This window comes from Pyrodictium brockii, assembly GCF_055379715.1.
Genome location: NZ_AP042401.1, coordinates 447,562 through 461,921 on the forward strand (window position 1 = coordinate 447,562; position 14,360 = coordinate 461,921).

Annotated in this window: 18 protein-coding genes and 1 pseudogene; 7 read left to right on the top strand and 12 right to left on the bottom strand. The window is 63.9% G+C overall.

Annotation, left to right across the window (positions count from 1 at the left end; genetic code table 11):
- Positions 1-96: 96 nt before the first annotated feature.
- From ACZ42Y_RS02545 to ACZ42Y_RS02555, 3 genes are read left to right on the top strand one after another with little or no spacing between them, the layout of a single operon-like run.
- Positions 97-519 carry an alkaline phosphatase family protein gene (locus ACZ42Y_RS02545; RefSeq protein ID WP_464735601.1) on the top strand — a complete coding sequence of 141 codons (423 nt, stop codon included), beginning with the start codon at positions 97-99 and terminating at the stop codon, positions 517-519.
- On the top strand, positions 473-1,351 hold the full coding sequence (locus ACZ42Y_RS02550; RefSeq protein ID WP_464735602.1) for an alkaline phosphatase family protein: 879 nt from the start codon (positions 473-475) through the stop codon (positions 1,349-1,351). Before ACZ42Y_RS02545 ends, ACZ42Y_RS02550 begins: the two co-directional genes overlap by 47 nt.
- Positions 1,324-1,581: a hypothetical protein gene (locus ACZ42Y_RS02555; protein ID WP_083494634.1), complete on the top strand. Its 258-nt coding sequence runs from the start codon at positions 1,324-1,326 to the stop codon at positions 1,579-1,581. The genes ACZ42Y_RS02550 and ACZ42Y_RS02555 overlap by 28 nt, the downstream gene beginning before the upstream one ends.
- A 144-nt stretch (positions 1,582-1,725) precedes the next feature.
- Here the strand turns inward: ACZ42Y_RS02555 and ACZ42Y_RS02560 are convergent, their stop codons facing one another.
- Positions 1,726-2,679, bottom strand: coding sequence for an NAD-dependent epimerase/dehydratase family protein (locus tag ACZ42Y_RS02560; protein WP_464735770.1), 954 nt, complete (start codon positions 2,677-2,679; stop codon positions 1,726-1,728).
- A 293-nt stretch (positions 2,680-2,972) separates the two neighbouring features.
- On the opposite strand from ACZ42Y_RS02560, the gene cysC reads away from it, so the two are divergent.
- Entirely contained in the window at positions 2,973-3,551 is a 579-nt protein-coding gene (cysC, locus tag ACZ42Y_RS02565) for an adenylyl-sulfate kinase (RefSeq protein WP_464735771.1), read from the top strand.
- On the opposite strand, the gene ACZ42Y_RS02570 is transcribed toward cysC, so the two are convergent.
- The 11 genes from ACZ42Y_RS02570 to ACZ42Y_RS02620 all read right to left on the bottom strand — a co-directional run bounded on the left by ACZ42Y_RS02570 (position 3,517) and on the right by ACZ42Y_RS02620 (position 12,776).
- Positions 3,517-3,723 carry a CopG family transcriptional regulator gene (locus ACZ42Y_RS02570; RefSeq protein ID WP_464735603.1) on the bottom strand — a complete coding sequence of 69 codons (207 nt, stop codon included), beginning with the start codon at positions 3,721-3,723 and terminating at the stop codon, positions 3,517-3,519. The two genes, cysC and ACZ42Y_RS02570, sit on opposite strands and share 35 nt — an antisense overlap.
- 22 nt (positions 3,724-3,745) lie before the next feature.
- Complete coding sequence (locus ACZ42Y_RS02575; protein ID WP_083494633.1) at positions 3,746-5,107, bottom strand: alkaline phosphatase family protein; 1,362 nt, start codon at positions 5,105-5,107, stop codon at positions 3,746-3,748.
- A gap of 14 nt (positions 5,108-5,121) precedes the next feature.
- Positions 5,122-6,282 (bottom strand): sulfate adenylyltransferase, encoded by a 1,161-nt coding sequence (sat, locus tag ACZ42Y_RS02580; RefSeq protein WP_464735604.1) that lies wholly within the window; start codon positions 6,280-6,282, stop codon positions 5,122-5,124.
- Positions 6,283-6,308: 26 nt separating this feature from the next.
- On the bottom strand, positions 6,309-6,554 hold the full coding sequence (locus tag ACZ42Y_RS02585; protein ID WP_058371539.1) for a ribbon-helix-helix domain-containing protein: 246 nt from the start codon (positions 6,552-6,554) through the stop codon (positions 6,309-6,311).
- A 186-nt stretch (positions 6,555-6,740) separates the two neighbouring features.
- Positions 6,741-7,310: a dTDP-4-dehydrorhamnose 3,5-epimerase gene (gene rfbC, locus ACZ42Y_RS02590; RefSeq protein WP_464735605.1), complete on the bottom strand. Its 570-nt coding sequence runs from the start codon at positions 7,308-7,310 to the stop codon at positions 6,741-6,743.
- A 15-nt stretch (positions 7,311-7,325) separates the two neighbouring features.
- Positions 7,326-8,225, bottom strand: coding sequence for a dTDP-4-dehydrorhamnose reductase (gene rfbD, locus ACZ42Y_RS02595; protein WP_464735772.1), 900 nt, complete (start codon positions 8,223-8,225; stop codon positions 7,326-7,328).
- Positions 8,226-8,227: 2 nt separating this feature from the next.
- On the bottom strand, positions 8,228-9,232 hold the full coding sequence (gene rfbB, locus ACZ42Y_RS02600; protein ID WP_464735606.1) for a dTDP-glucose 4,6-dehydratase: 1,005 nt from the start codon (positions 9,230-9,232) through the stop codon (positions 8,228-8,230).
- 17 nt (positions 9,233-9,249) lie between these two features.
- A complete protein-coding gene (locus ACZ42Y_RS02605) occupies positions 9,250-10,326 on the bottom strand; it encodes a glucose-1-phosphate thymidylyltransferase (RefSeq protein ID WP_464735607.1) in 1,077 nt (358 codons plus the stop codon).
- A gap of 60 nt (positions 10,327-10,386) precedes the next feature.
- Positions 10,387-10,959, bottom strand: coding sequence for a sulfotransferase (locus tag ACZ42Y_RS02610; RefSeq protein WP_464735773.1), 573 nt, complete (start codon positions 10,957-10,959; stop codon positions 10,387-10,389).
- A gap of 64 nt (positions 10,960-11,023) precedes the next feature.
- A complete protein-coding gene (locus tag ACZ42Y_RS02615; protein ID WP_464735608.1) occupies positions 11,024-11,149 on the bottom strand; it encodes a hypothetical protein in 126 nt (41 codons plus the stop codon).
- A 499-nt stretch (positions 11,150-11,648) separates the two neighbouring features.
- A complete protein-coding gene (locus ACZ42Y_RS02620) occupies positions 11,649-12,776 on the bottom strand; it encodes a glycosyltransferase family 2 protein (protein WP_464735609.1) in 1,128 nt (375 codons plus the stop codon).
- Between the two features lie 643 nt (positions 12,777-13,419).
- Between ACZ42Y_RS02620 and ACZ42Y_RS02625 the strand changes: the two are divergent.
- The 3 genes and pseudogenes from ACZ42Y_RS02625 to ACZ42Y_RS02635 all read left to right on the top strand — a co-directional run.
- A pseudogene (locus ACZ42Y_RS02625) lies at positions 13,420-13,698 on the top strand (sugar nucleotide-binding protein); the annotation flags it as partial.
- A complete protein-coding gene (locus tag ACZ42Y_RS02630; RefSeq protein WP_464735610.1) occupies positions 13,616-13,816 on the top strand; it encodes a hypothetical protein in 201 nt (66 codons plus the stop codon). The pseudogene ACZ42Y_RS02625 and the gene ACZ42Y_RS02630, both read left to right, overlap by 83 nt.
- Complete coding sequence (locus ACZ42Y_RS02635) at positions 13,813-14,070, top strand: hypothetical protein (protein WP_464735611.1); 258 nt, start codon at positions 13,813-13,815, stop codon at positions 14,068-14,070. The genes ACZ42Y_RS02630 and ACZ42Y_RS02635 overlap by 4 nt, the downstream gene beginning before the upstream one ends.
- Positions 14,071-14,360: the final 290 nt, after the last annotated feature.

Here is a 14,360-nt window from a genome sequence, read left to right on the forward strand (position 1 = left end):
GGCTTGATGAAGCAGATTTAAGGACTGGGCGATCCCGCCGCCCCTCTGGAAGCCAATGCCGGAGAGGGCTGCGGTACCAGCAGTAAGGTGGTGTAGTTGGCTAAACGTGTATGCCTAATAGGCCTCGACGGCGTCGGGCCAGGCAACCTTAAGACCATGCTGGAGAGTATCCCGCTCAACGCGCTATCCAGCATAGCCGGCAAGGGCTTCGCCTCCCCCGCTCCCTCGATCCCTCCCTACACGCCCCCCGCCTGGACGAGCATATTCACCGGGGTGAACCCCGGGAAGCACGGCATATTCGGCTTCTACGTGGTCGAGCAGGGCGAAGAGGGCTTCAGTATCCGCGTGGCATCGTCCCGCGACGTCATGTACCCGCGCGTGTTCGAGATAGCCGCCATGAAGGGGCTTAGGAGCGTCGTCATAAACGTGCCCCTAACCTACCCCGTATCCCAGCTCCTCGCGGCCCGGAACCTTGTACTCGTCAGCGACTGGTCCCCCCCGGCAGTTCATCCACCCTAGAGGCTATGAGGCCAGGTACTCCGAGTACCTGGTCGAGCCTCCCCACCAGTGGAGCAGGGCCGCCGACACAGACTCCTATGTGAAGATGGTTGAGGAGTTTCTCGAGAAGAGGCTAAACATCTACTATGACCTGCTCGAGAAGGAGGACTACAGCCTCTTCGTCATAGTGTTCAGCGAGCTCGACTGGCTCATGCACAGGATCCCGGACATAGTCGAGGGCAGGCAAATGCATAGAATCTACAGGATCGCATCGATGATAGACAGGTTTGTCCGTAAAGCTAGCGGCGAGTGCAGCCTGCTTATACTCGCGAGCGATCACGGCTTCCGCGTCGCACGCGTGCTCGTGGGTGTAAACAGCATCCTCGCAGACAGGGGCCTGATAGACTACCGGTACCACGTGGCCCGGGGGGCAGAGCACAGCGCCACGGAGCCGGGCAGCGGCAGCTCCCCCAGCAGCGCCCGGGGCTCCAGAATACGCCCCCTCCTCCGGCTGGCGAGGAGGCTTATACCGAGAAGCCTCCTGAAGAGGATAAGGCCACTGATCCCTCTACAGGTGGAGGTGAACTACTCCACAAGCAGGGCCTTCATGCTCGAGACGGGCAACCTGGGGGTGTACGTGAGGAGGGGCTACTGCGGCGCCGTGCGCCAGGCACTGCAGGGCATCAGCCAGATACGGGGCATAGCCTCGCGGGACGAGGTCTTCTGGGGGCCCTACGTGGAGAGGGCGCCCAGCCTACTCCTCATACCGGGGCCCGACGTGTTCTTCGACGCGAACATACATGCAGAGCCGCTCCACAAGGGTATATGGGCGTCCACGAGCAGCACGCGCTAGTAGCCCTGGCGGGGGATGAGGTATCCGCCCCGCCCGCCGGCGAGGAGAGGAGAGCCTCCATCTACGACATCACACCCACCATACTAGCGTACCTCGGGCTCCCACTACCCCACGACACGGATGGCAGGCCTCTGGCAGACGCCTTCGCCACAGGGCTCAACGCGGCCGGAAAGGCCAACTACACAAGCCTATTCAGGAGGCTACGGAGGCTACAGCTCCTGAAGCCATAGGAGGGGCCCTGCGGGGAGCCGTGAGGGCTGGCCCCCGCGGCAGGGGTGCAGGCACCGTGGCGGCCAGGGTGCTCCACGTTCACGTGTCCTTCGAGGTGGCCGGCGGCGCTGGGCTACTCTCGTTCGACCCGGCGTCTGCCCTGTCTACGGCTCTACGCGCCCCCTATAGTACTTGATCGTCTCCCTTAGGCCTTGCTCCAGGCCTGTCCTGGGCTTCCAGCCGAGCTTCTCCTCCGCCAGCCTGATTGAGGCTACGCTCCTCCTAACATCCCCCGGCCTCGGGGGCTTGTGGAGCGGCTCCGGGCAGCCCCCGCCCAGGAGGCTGCAGAGCATCCTGTAGAGCTGGTTTATGCTGGTCTCCCTCCCGGTGCCTATGTTGGCTGGGCCCGTGTAGCCCGCCTCTACCGCCCGGAGCATGGCCTCAGCCACGTCCCCCACGTAGACGAGGTCCCGGGTCTGCTCGCCGTCGCCGTAGACCACCGGCGGCTCCCCGCGGAGAAGCGCCTCTATGAACCTGTACACCACGCCCGCGTAGGGGCCCGGCCTCATCCCGGGCCCGTAGACGTTGAACAGGCGGAGCGCGGCCGGCCTGAGCCCGTAGGCCCGCTGGTACTGCCAGAGCAGGGTCTCCCCGGCGAGCTTCGACCAGCCGTAGAGGCTGACCGGCTCCAGGGGATGGTTCTCGTCGATGGGGAGGTACCTGGGCTCCCCGTAGACCGCCGCGCTGCTAGCGTAGACAATCCTCTCCGCGTCGAGGAGCCGGGCCAGCTCCAGCACGTTCAGCGTACCCTCTACGTTCACCTCCAGCGCCAGCCGCGGCCTCCCCCATGCCTCCTCGACGCCCACCACCGCGGCCAGGTGGACCACGGCCTCGACGTCGCCCCGCCCCAGCCCAGCCTCCCCCACGGCGTGGAGCAGGGTCTCCCAGCGGGAGACGTCACCCCAGACAACCCGCGCACCCAGCCGGCGGAGGCGCATGGCGGCCCCAGCCGAGCCCGGGGAGTAGAGGTTGTCCACCACAACAGCCTCGTAGCCCCTCTCGAGCAGCAGCCCCACTACATGCCTCCCGATGAACCCAGCGCCGCCCGTGACTAGCACGGCCAAGCCCAGGCCACACCCACAGCCCCCCGGGGATGCAGGGCTATACATCACCCACGCCATCTATAATGGCTTGGAGCCCATCTCGGCCAGCAAGAGTGGAGAAGCCCCCACCCGAGCGCCCGGTGGGCGAGCGGCGCCAAGGCCTGCGCCGAGGGGCGGAGCCGGAGGCTGGATGCCAGCTCTCCCTGCTGCCCCCGCCCCCTCTCCGGCTTATTGTGGCCTGGCTCCTTGCTGTGGGCGCGAGGCTTATCCAGCTCGTGGGGCCCGCGGGGCTGGGAGGGTGGCTGGGGATGCGCTGCCTGGAGCGCGGGGTTGTCGCGTGGCTCACCGGGCTCCCCGCGAGCGGCAAGACCACGATAGCCCTGGCTACCGCTAAGAGGCTACGCTCCCTGGGCTACCGTGTCGAGGTCCTGGACGGGGACTGGGTGAGGAAGACCATCAACCCGGACGCGGGCTACACGCGGGAGGAGAGGCGGCGCCACCTCCTCCGCGTCGCCTGGATAGCCCGGCTCCTGGCCCGGAATGGGGTGATAGTGGTCTGCAGCTTCGTCTCCCCCTACCGCGACGTGAGGAGGGAGGTCCGCAGGATAGTCGAGGAGGAGGCCCCCTTCCTCGAGGTCTACGTCCACGCTCCCCTCGAGGAGTGCATCAGGAGGGACCCTAAGGGGCTCTACCGCCGCGCCCTCCGCGGGGAGATAAGCCACTTCACCGGCGTGAGCGACCCCTACGAGCCCCCCGAGGACCCCGACCTGGTGCTCGACACGGTGAAGAACACTGTGGAGGAGAACGCGGAGAGGCTGGCCGCGAGGATACTGGAGGCCCTGGGAGAGGGGGCTAGAGGTAGCCCAGGGAGCGGAGCCTCTCCCTGACCCGCTCCTCGTCCTCCCTGCTCATCTCCTCCTCCCCGCCGGTCTCGAGGGCCTCGCGGAGCAGGAACTCCACCAGCTCCTCCACGCTGCTGAAGCCCCCCTGCTCCTCTATGAACCTCCGGGCCTTCTCGTACAGCTCCCTGCTTATCTCTATGGAGACCTTGTCCCCCATGCTCTCCACCCCTCCGGGGGCCTCACCGCCTGGAGAATATTATCTCTTCCAGCAGGCCGCGCACCCCGTGTATATCAATCACCCCCGCCTCGCCGGGGCTCACAGTGCCCTCGGGGTCGTAGACCGCGAACACCCCGATCCAGTCGTGGACGGCGTCGTCGGGGCCGCGGTCGTTCTCCTCCAGGTAGGGGCTGGGCCAGCCCAGGGTGCCCGCCGGCCTCCAGTTGAGGTCGTCCAGGTAGAGCATGAGGTCCGGCGGGTCCCCGTTGACCTCCGGGTAGACCTCCTCGGGGCGCAGGGCAGTGTTCCTCCAGTGCTCGCCGCCCGGCCCCCTTATCCTCTCGAGGTCCCTCCGGAGCTGCTCGACCGTCTCCTCGTAGTACTTGGGCTCCACCGCGCCCCTCTTCTCCCTGCCCCGTAGGTTGATGAACACGCGGCTGTAGTAGCCTCCCCAGGCCCAGGCGACCGTGTGCTCCCAGTCCACCAGGTCCTCGGAGAGCTCCGTGCCGGGCTTCAGCTCCCCGGGGCTGGCGCGCAGCCGGAGGTAGCCCTGCTCGGCCAGCCACTGGTTGACCGCGAACGCGCCCCTCATAGCCTTGATGCCGTGGTCGCTCGCCACAACCACCACCGTGTCCCGCGGGAGCCTCCGGTGGAGCCTCTCGAACCACCTGTCTATCCTCCTGTAGAGCTCGGGGATCACCCTGCTGTACACCGGGTGCTCCTCGTGCCGGGGGTGCTCGGGGTCGAAGTACCTCCAGAAGGCGTGGTGCGCCCTGTCGACGGCTATCTCCACATATATGAATAGGTCCCAGCGCTTCCTCAGCGCCAGGTACTCCACCTGCCGCTGGTGGCTCTCCAGCATCGCGTAGAGGTCCCTGGCCACCCTGTCCTTCTCGCCGCTCCGGTACACTATGTCGAACACTGGAGGCCCCCCGGCGGCCTGCTCCAGCTCGCGGCGGAGCCAGGGCGGGAAGGTGTAGGGCTTCTCCGGCCCCGGGGTGGTGAAGTCGGTGACCAGGAACCCGTGGACCGGGCGGGGCGGGTAGGTGGGGGGCACGCCGTACACGCCCGCCCGGAGCCCCCTGCGGCCCGCCAGGTCCCATAGGGCCGGGTGTCGTATCCTCGTGCCGTCGACTATGTAGTAGCCGTACTCGCCCGGCCTCCGGTGCCTGAACCCGTAGACCCCCAGCTCGCCCGGCGTCCTCCCCGTGAACATGGCCATCCAGGCCGGCACCGTTATCGGCGGGTGGCAGCTCCTCAGCCGGTAGCGCCTCGCATCCCCCAGCAGCTGGCGGAGGTAGCTGAACCCGCCCCCGTCCATCCCCTCGTAGAGGACCCTCGGGGGCATCGAGTCGAGCCCCAGGAGGAATAGGCGGCGCGGCACCCCTCCCGCACCCCTCACCTCTCGTCCCCGGGCACGAAGGGGTCCGGGTGCCTTAGGACCACCTCCGCCACCTCCGGCCTCATCATGTACTCCGGCGGCCTCTCGCCCCTCCGGAGCATCTCCCGCAGCCTGGTGCCGCTAATCCTCACCCTGTACTCCTCGCCGTGGGGGCATATCTTCTCGTTGACCACCTGGCCGCACTTCCTGCAGTAGAACGCCTCCCTGACGAAGAGGGGGGTTATCCCTAGGTCCGGGAACTCCCTGAACAGCTCCCATGCCTCGTAGGGGCCGTAGTAGCTCCCGACCCCCGCGTGGTCCCTCCCCACTATGAAGTGGGTTGCGCCGAAGTTCTTCCTCACTATCGCGTGGTGCACCGCCTCCCGCGGCCCCGCGTACCTCATCTCCATCCTGAGCACGCTGAATACAACACTCTCCCTGGGGAAGTAGTTCTCCAGCAACACCCTGTAGGCCTCAACTATCACCTCGTCCCTGTAGTCGCCGGGCTTCTTCCAGCCCACCAGAGGGCTCACAAACAGTCCGTCGGCGAAGGTGAGCGCGGCCTTCTGCACATGCTCGTGGCCTAGATGGGGCACGTTGCGCGTCTGGAAAGCCGCTATAGTCCTCCAGCCCTTGGCCTCGAAGAGCACACGCGTCTCCCGGGGCCAGAGCCTCACCCTCTCAAAAGGCTCCGGCGGGTCCCGGAGGAGGAGGATAGGCCCGCCCACGAACAGCTCCTTCCTCCTCATAAGCCTGGCAACGCCCGGGTGCCCCGGGTCAGTGGTCTTAAACACGTTGAGGGCATGCTCCCTCCGGTCCCAGCCATAGATCTCCTCAACCCGGAGCACCGCCAGCGGCCCACCACGGTAGAAGAGGGCAACCTCATCACCCTCCCTAACCCCCGCCAGCTCGCCCGGAGAAGCATCAAGCACAATCGGGATAGTCCACGGCACATCACTGCTAAGCCTCATATCATGCAGCACCGAGAGGTAATCCTCCTGCACCATGAAGCCATCCAACGGGCTATAAACCCCATGCGCGATATTAGCGGCATCCGCAGCCAAGCCCCCGCCAACCTCCAGCCTGGGCATCTCCAGAGCCTCCCGCAGCAGCCTCTCCCTCGACCCACCCCGGGCAACCCTGTCCACAAGCCTACCCCCATGAGGACGCGAGACCACACCACACCACCCCGCCAATAGGAGGGCTACAGGTAGCCAAGCCTCCGAAGCCTCTCGAGAATAGCCTTCTTCTCCTCCTCACCAACCTCCCCGCTCCTCAGCCTCTCCTCCTCCATCTCCGCCACAACCTCCCGCAGCACATACGTCACAAACTGGGACACACTGGTGAACCCCGTCCCCTCGATAAGCCTCTGGATCCGCTCGTAGAGGGAGACCGGTATAGAGACAGTAGTGTACCTCCCCCTCCTGCCACCAGAGCCGCCGGAGGCCAAGACCCCAAACCCCGCAGCCCCGGGGAGGACGAGGCATTAATTAAATATCATTAAAGACGCCCCGGGGCCACGAGAACGCCACCACCCCCGCCGGACAGCCCCCGCAGGGCAGCAGCGGTAGCAGCAAGGGAAGCCGCACAGCAACGCCGGCAGCAACAGCCGCGGCAAGACCGCTGTCCGGGGGCACTAGCCCCCGGGGTACTCGAAGTTCGTCTCCGCCCCGCGCAGCGGCGGGCACCTCTGGTCCTTCTCGCTGAGCAGGACGCCCTCCTTTATGGGCCAGTCCACGCCTATGTCCGGATCGTCCCACTTGATGCAGCGCTCGTGCTCGGGGCTGTACTCCTTGGTCACCAGGTATAGTACCAGGGTGCCGTCCTCGAGCGCCTGGAACCCGTGGGCGAACCCTGGGGGCACCCAGAGCAGCCTGGGCTCGTTGGCGGCCAGCTCGACAGCCACGTACCTCCCATACCACGGGCTCCCCCTCCTGATATCCACTGCAACGTCCAGGATCCTGCCCCGGAGGACCGTGACCAGCTTACCCTGCTCCATCGGCCTGAGCTGGTAGTGCAGCCCCCTAACAACGCCCCTCCTCGACTTGCTCAGGTTCACCTGGACGAAGTCGTAGGGGATCCCCTCGGAGAGGAATGGCGTCCTCTTGTAGAGCTCCGCGAAGAAGCCCCTCTCATCGGGGAAGACCACGGGCTCAACCAGTATAACGTCGGGGATCCCGAGCCGCCTGAAGGACTTGAAGGGCACCCCAGGCCACCCCTCCTATAGGCCCCTAACCGACTTGTATAGCCTCACGAACTCCGACACCGCTTCACTAGTGGGGGGCAGCTTCAAGCCCAGCTCTCCCTCGGCCTTGCCTGTGTCTAGGCTGGAGTCCCTAGGCCTCCTGGCGGGGAGCCTCAGGTCGCTCATGGAGGCGGGCTTCACGAGGCCCCTGTCGGCCCCGGCGGCGCTGGCTAGTAGTAGGGCGAACTCCAGCCTGCTCATGGCCTCCCCGGCTAGGTGCAGGATCCCCGTGGGCCTGGGCTCGGCTTCGAGGATCCGCGCCACAGCCTCGGCGAGGTGGGGGGTGTAGGTGGGGGAGAGGCGCTGGTCCCTGAAGGCCCTAACCTCCCTCCCCGCCAGGAGGCTCTCGAGGGCGTTGAGGGCGAAGTTCCTCTTACCCGTGGGGCTGTAGCCGTAGAGGCCGCTCACCCTCAAGACGAGGCCTTCGGGCGCGGCTGCCCCCACGGCGGCTTCGCCCAGGAGCTTTGTGAGGCCGTAGTAGTTCACTGGGTTGGGGGGATCCCGCTCTGAGTACATGCCCCTCTCCCCGTCGAAGACGTAGTCTGTGGAGACGTAGACGAGGTAGGCCCCGAGCCTTGAGGCTAGCCTGGCGATGGCGGCTGTGCCCAGGTAGTTGACCCTCAAAGCCCTGCCCTTGTCGAGCTCGCAGCCGTCAACGTCTGTGTAGGCGGCCGCGTGTATTATCGCGTCGGGCCTGGCCCCCCTCAACGCGTCGAGGGACCCGGCGGGGTCGCTGAGGTCGAGCCTCACCCACTCTACACCATCGAGGCCCCGGGGCTCCTTGGAGTGGTAGGTTGCAACCACCCGGTAGCCCCTCCCGGCTAGGGTCTTGGCCAGCCACCAGCCGAGGAGGCCCGTGCCCCCGGTGACCAGCACCCTCAAGGCCCCGCCCCCCAGGGCTCGTCTGCGAGGACGTACCTGTCCAGTAGGGGCCTCCACCACCACTCGTTAAGCCTGTACCACTCCACCGTCCTCTCAAGCCCCTCGAGGAGGCCGACCCTCGGCCTCCACCCGAGGGCCCTCACCTTCTCGCAGGTCATCGCGTACCTCCTATCCTCCCCCGGCCTCCCCCTAACGTGTACTATATCCCTCCCCGGGTCCCTCCCCATGATCTTGACTATGGCCTCGACCACCTCCCTGACGCTGGCGTAGCTGCCGGCGCAGACGTTGTAGACCTCGTAGTCCCCGCCCCTCCTGATCACCGCGTCCAGGGCCTCGGCGAAGTCCTCGACGTACAGCCAGTCCCTCACCTGGGACCCGTCCCCGTACACCGTGGCAGGCCTCCCCTTGAGGAGCCTCACAATGGTCCTCGGCACGAGCTTCTCGGGGTGCTGGTAGGGGCCGTAGTTGTTGCACGGCCTCACAACCCTATACCTCAACCCATACGTCCGCCCGTAAGCCCTGACGAGCATGTCCGCGGCCGCCTTGGAGGCCGAGTAGGGGCTCGAGGGGTTCAGAGGCCAATCCTCCCCCGCCGCCCCCTCGACGCCGTGAAGGTCCCCGTAGACCTCGTCGGTTGATATGTAGACGTATAGGGGCACCTCGAGCCTCCTCGCGACCTCCAGGGTCACGAACGTGCCCAGGACATTCGTCTTGATAAAGGGGGCGGGCTCGTTTATAGACCTGTCCACGTGGGTCTCGGCCGCGAAGTTTACCATGACATCGGGCTGGAACTCCCTCACAACACGCTCTAGGAGCCTCTCGTCAGCTATGTCGCCTCGGGTGAAGCGTATCGAGTCCATTACGTCCGCGAGGTTCTCGAGCCTCCCAGCATATGTAAGCTTATCGTAAACGTACACCTCAACGCCGTCATACCTCTTAACGAGGTACCTAACAAAGTTGCTACCCATGAAGCCGGCGCCGCCCAGCACCAGGATCCTCAAAGCCCCGCCCCTCCCGGCTACACCTCCACCCTGCTATAGTCGGAGATGGCTAGCCTCAGCTCCCCGTGGATCTCCCTCGAGGCCCTGACCACGCAGCCCCTGCCGACGACGCTGTCCACCAGCCTTAGCCTCTTTACGTCCACCAGGCTGTCATTCATAACCAGGGTCCTGGAGAGGGAGCCGGAGAGGATCCTCGACCCACCCTCCACGGATACGTAGTGCTCGACCACAGCCTCCCCGCCTATGCGGGCCCCCCGGCCTATGTAGGCCGGCCCGTAGACCCTCCCCTCGACTACGGCGCCCTCCTCCACTATAACCCTCCCCACGACCTCCCCCGCGACCTCCCCGTCAATCCTGGGCTTGGACTCGTCCAGGAGGAGGTATATCGCCTCGAGGAGCCCCTCGGGGGTCCCGACGTCCTTCCACCAGCCGTTTACTACGTCGTAGTCGACCCTGTACCCGTTGTCTATGAACCACTGTATCAGGTCCGTGACCTCGTACTCACCCCTCCACGAAGGCTTGAGGGCCGTGAAGGCCCTCTCCACCAGGTCGGGGTCCCTGAAGAAGTAGACCCCTATCAAGGCGAGGTTTGAGGGGGGCTCCCTCGGCTTCTCCACCAGCCGCACGACCCTGCCGTCCCTGACGACCGCGACGCCGAACCTCCCGGGATCCCTGACCCTGGAGAGGAGTATGAGCACGTCCGGCTCCTCCTCCAGGAACCTCTCCAGGAACCCCCGTACCCCCCCGGCGAGTATGTTGTCACCAAGGTAGACAACGAAGGGCCCATCCACGAAGCCCTCCTCGACGGCCAGGTGTATAGCGTGCGCTATCCCAAGCCTCTCCCCCTGCCTTATGTACGTGAACCTGGCCCCATACCTAGACCCATCGCCAAGGTAGCCCGTGATCAAGTGGCCCAGGTAGCCGACCACAACACCAACATCCCTAACCCCAGCCTCCACCAGGTGCCCGATGGGGTACTCAATCATAGCCCTACCCAGCAGGGGCACCAAATGCTTAGGCATGGCGAGGGTCAGCGGCCTAAGCCGCGTGCCCTCGCCGCCCGCAAGAACCAGGCCCCTAACGCCGCCGCCCAACGCTGAGCCCCCGGGGGAGGCAGGGCGGCGGGCAGGGTATAAACGGGGGCCGTGAGCCGGCTACCTTCTCCCCAGGAGCCTCCCCATAATGTACCTGAGCGCCTTCCTCGGGTTCGTCAAGCCCTTGACGATCCTTCGGGCCATCTCCTCCCTCCTCATCCTCCTGACTAGCCTCTCCCTCTCCCCGGGGGAGAGCACGAAGGCTGCGGCCCTCCTGATCCTCTCCTCACCGGGCTCCAGGCCTATGAACGAGGCTATCCTCCTGACGTGAGCCTCCGGGCCGGCTATGAAGTCCTCGTAGCGAACGTCCAGTCTTCTGAGGCCCGGGTGCTCCCTGAAGAACTCCTCAACCCTCTCATAGCACACCCTGGCCAGCCAGACCCCCTCTATGCTCATCCCATCCCTCCTCTTGAGGGAGCGCGCTATAGCCTCCCAGTCGCGGTGGCACACTATGAAGTAGGGGTTCTCGAGGTGGGGGAGGTACAGCTCCACGATGAGGGAGGTCCTGGGATCCTTCCAGCCCCACACCTCGTGCCTCCTCCTCTCCTCCTCCGCGAGCGGCCTTATCCTATCGTAGAAGCGTGGGGCAACCGCCAGGATCGCCTCCCGGGCCCGGGGGGGGGGTTGTCCCAGCTCCCACCGGCCGCCCTCAGGATCTCATCGTTCAACTCGACGAAGCCAAGGTCCTCGAAGTGGCCTAGAGGGTTGGACCAGTGGGCCCCCGGAGCCTCTCGCCCATGTTAACCCCGAGTATGTGCAGAATCCCAGCTACCATCGAGGTTCCAGACCTGTGCATGCCCAGGACGGCCACGAGCCCACCCAAGCCTTTAGCACCCTCCTACCACGCCCGCAAGCCCCGGCTCTCTTTGCTCTGGGAGTACCGGGTGGGCTTTTAGCTTGGATGCACCGCGCCAGCCTGCCGCGCGTGGAGGAGAGCCCCTAAACCCCGGCCGAGAACCGGCTAGCCTGGCTATGCGCCGGTTGACTTCATCCCTAAGCGTGAGGCGTACACTCCTGACGAGCGTGTAGGGGGCGCGTAGAATAGCCTCCAGCCCCCCGGGCCTCGCGCCCCACGTCGACTAGTGAAGCGTTCAGGGCGACGATGTGGGCCCTGGACCTCAGGGCGGCTGAGGCGCCCCCAACCTATAGCCCGCGCCGCCGGGCTTGACCGCGAACACTCTAAAACCCCCGGGGCTTTAGCCTGAGGATTCCCTCCACAAGGGACCTCACATACACGGCTACGCTGGCGGGCCCCTGACGAGGGAGTCAGCGACTATACCGACGCGCACTGCGACCACCCAGGGCGCCTCCCCGCGCTGCTGCTACGCGTAAGCGTCAACGGCGCCCAGCGCCCTCGCCAGGAGCAGGGTGGCCTCCTCGGCCGTCCTCCTCCTGGCGTAGTCGAGCCCCAGGCCGGCTAGAAGGCTTAGGGTAGCCTTTGGGGCGCTCAGCGTGATAACGGGGGCCTTGTACAAGTCTAGGGGGGCCCATGGCTCCCTGAGCAGCCTCCGGCCGAGCTTCACGCCGTCCCTGAACCCCCTAACTATGGCAGCGGCGAGCCCCCCGGCGCCCTTGGGGGCCTTGTACCTGCCAGGGTGGAGCATGGAGGCCAGGGCCGGCGCGAGCCCCCGGGCAACGGCGCTCCTGAGCATTAGGGCCTTAATCAGCCCCTTGAACCTGCTGTTCGCCACCTCGTTGAGCGCCGCCCACCCGCGGGCCGTGAGGTAGGCCTGTACAGCCCTGATCCTGCCGAACGTTGAGGACCTCCTGTGGCTGCCCACGACCACCGGGCAGGAGACAACCTTGAACCCCGCGTTCCAGAGCTGGAGGCCCAGGAGGGCGTCGTCGAGGTAGGCGAAGGCCTCCCAGGGGAAGAGCCTATCGGGGTACCCCGTAGCCTTCACGACGGCCTCGACACTGTATAGCGAGTAGGCGCCGTCGGCGTAGGCAGCGTAGAAGGCCCGCCTCACGCCCCGGGGATCCATGCCCCGGAAGGCCGGGTAAGCGGCTAGGAACTCGGTGAGGAAGTCCCCAGCGGTGTCCACGAGCCCCGTCTCGAGGTCCAGTATCACGCCCTGGACGGCTCCAACCCCCTCCAGGGACTCAGCGCACTCGACGAGATCCCTCAAGCTCCCGGGCAAGGGTATGGCGTCGTTGTTCAGGAGCACTATGTACCTGGAGTCGGGGTCCCGGGCCCTGAAAGCCACGTTGTTCCCGCCCGCGAAGCCCAGGTTGCGCCCCAGCCTGACAACCTTCACCCGAGCCCGGAGCCTCCCCGCCAGCCCCCTCACAACCTCAAAGCTCCCATCGCTAGACCCGTTATCGACTATGATAACCTCATAGTCGGGGTAGTCGAGCCCACCCAGAGCCTCCAGGGACCTCTCCACGACATCGATAATCCCCATACTGTTATAGTTCAGCCACAACACTGAAACCCTAGGCCACCCCAAACCACACCGCCACCCAGCCAAGCCCGGCTCAGACGTCAAGATAAATAAACAACCCCTCCAGCCTGGGAAACTTGCCATGAAAATCTTATTAGAAATGTAATATTATATTATCACGAACTTTCAAAGAAATCTTGAAAATAATTGGATAAAGCTTATATTGCAATACATTTTATCGTAAGCAGAAAATGATTATCAAATCGTTATAGTTATGAACTCAGATATTAGAATTCTCGAAAAAGATTATACAATATATGGAAACAAGTGACAGGATATGCCTGATGTCTACAATATTATATTGACTATAGTTTGGAAAAACAGCATGTAGCAGGACTTAAGGAACTGCTTATATGGCATTATTTGTCCCCATATCGGTACTTAACCTGCTCCATGACAGGGATACTCCCTGCACCGTGGGTTACATTTGCTTTAGCAGTTATAAGTAGGAAGTGATTAGCAAATGTAAACATGCCGAGGCACGTACTATTAAGATGTAGACTTTTCATTGCATGCACTCAGTAAGGGATATTTAGTGCTCAGCATATTCCTGCCTATAGTTGTCCATAGAGAGGGAGGCTCTCTTAGGATGAAAACCAAAACGAATTATCAGAGCTTTTTTGTTTACAATTAGAAGGCTTGGAGAGTAAACGTGGAGGCCACCAGAACCATAGCCAGAGCGGCCAGGGTGGTAGGAGCACACCTAGTACACATCTCAACAAACTACGTGTTCGACGGGGAGAAAGGCCTCTACCGCGAAGACGACACACCCAACCCGGTAAACTACTACAGGCTAACCAAGCTAGTCGCAGAGGATGGTACGCTCAACAGACACCCCCCACACAGTGGTCGGGACAAGCGCAGTCTACGGCATGGGGGCAAAGAAAAGCTTCGCAGAATACATAGCCGGGAAGCTATTCCAGGGTGAGAGAGTATACACGCTAACAGACCAGTACGTGTCACCAACACTCAACACACTACTCGCCAAGGCAATAGCGGAAATAGCGGAGCTAAAACCCATGGGAACACTACATGTAGACGGATGAGCCGCCACCGGTTCGCAACAAGGATAGCAGAAGCACCCGGCCTCAACAAGCCTGATAGAAAAGGCGGCAATGAAAGACATGAAGCAGTGGAAGGCGGGGAGGCCGAGAGACAGCAGCCTAGACAAGCCAAGGCGAGAAACACGCTTAAAACAAGATTCCACGACACAAGCCTAGCAGTAAAAATATTCAGCGAGGAATGGGGGAAGACAAGAGGCGACAACACCCAGAAGCACGGCCAAGGAACGAAACACTAAGCACCCTCCCCGGACCCCCACAAATTCGACGCAGCTCCCGTATCGGCGGGGAGGGGCACCAAGCAGCACCCTTCCAGGCACAGAGAGAGGCCAGGGAATAAAGCGCCCAAGAGACGCTGGAAACCCCGTCAAGATACCGGGAAAGGTGCTGCAGAAGCCGAGGAAAGGATATGGACTCACAGTGGAGGAGGCAGTGCAGGCCGCACACGCTAGCAGTAAGCCATCACCAGCCCCAGTCTAGACATAGGACGCGTCAGCGGTCTAAGCCGCGTATCCCCGCCACCCGCTAG

What these genes read in the sequence shown, in the direction of transcription:
- ACZ42Y_RS02555 (WP_083494634.1), top strand. Translation starts at nt 1,324, where the DNA reads ATGGGCGTCCACGAGCAGCACGCGCTAGTAGCCCTGGCGGGGGATGAG.
- cysC (WP_464735771.1), top strand. Translation starts at nt 2,973, where the DNA reads ATGCGCTGCCTGGAGCGCGGGGTTGTCGCGTGGCTCACCGGGCTCCCC.
- ACZ42Y_RS02570 (WP_464735603.1), bottom strand. Translation starts at nt 3,723, where the DNA reads ATGGGGGACAAGGTCTCCATAGAGATAAGCAGGGAGCTGTACGAGAAG.
- ACZ42Y_RS02635 (WP_464735611.1), top strand. Translation starts at nt 13,813, where the DNA reads ATGAGCCGCCACCGGTTCGCAACAAGGATAGCAGAAGCACCCGGCCTC.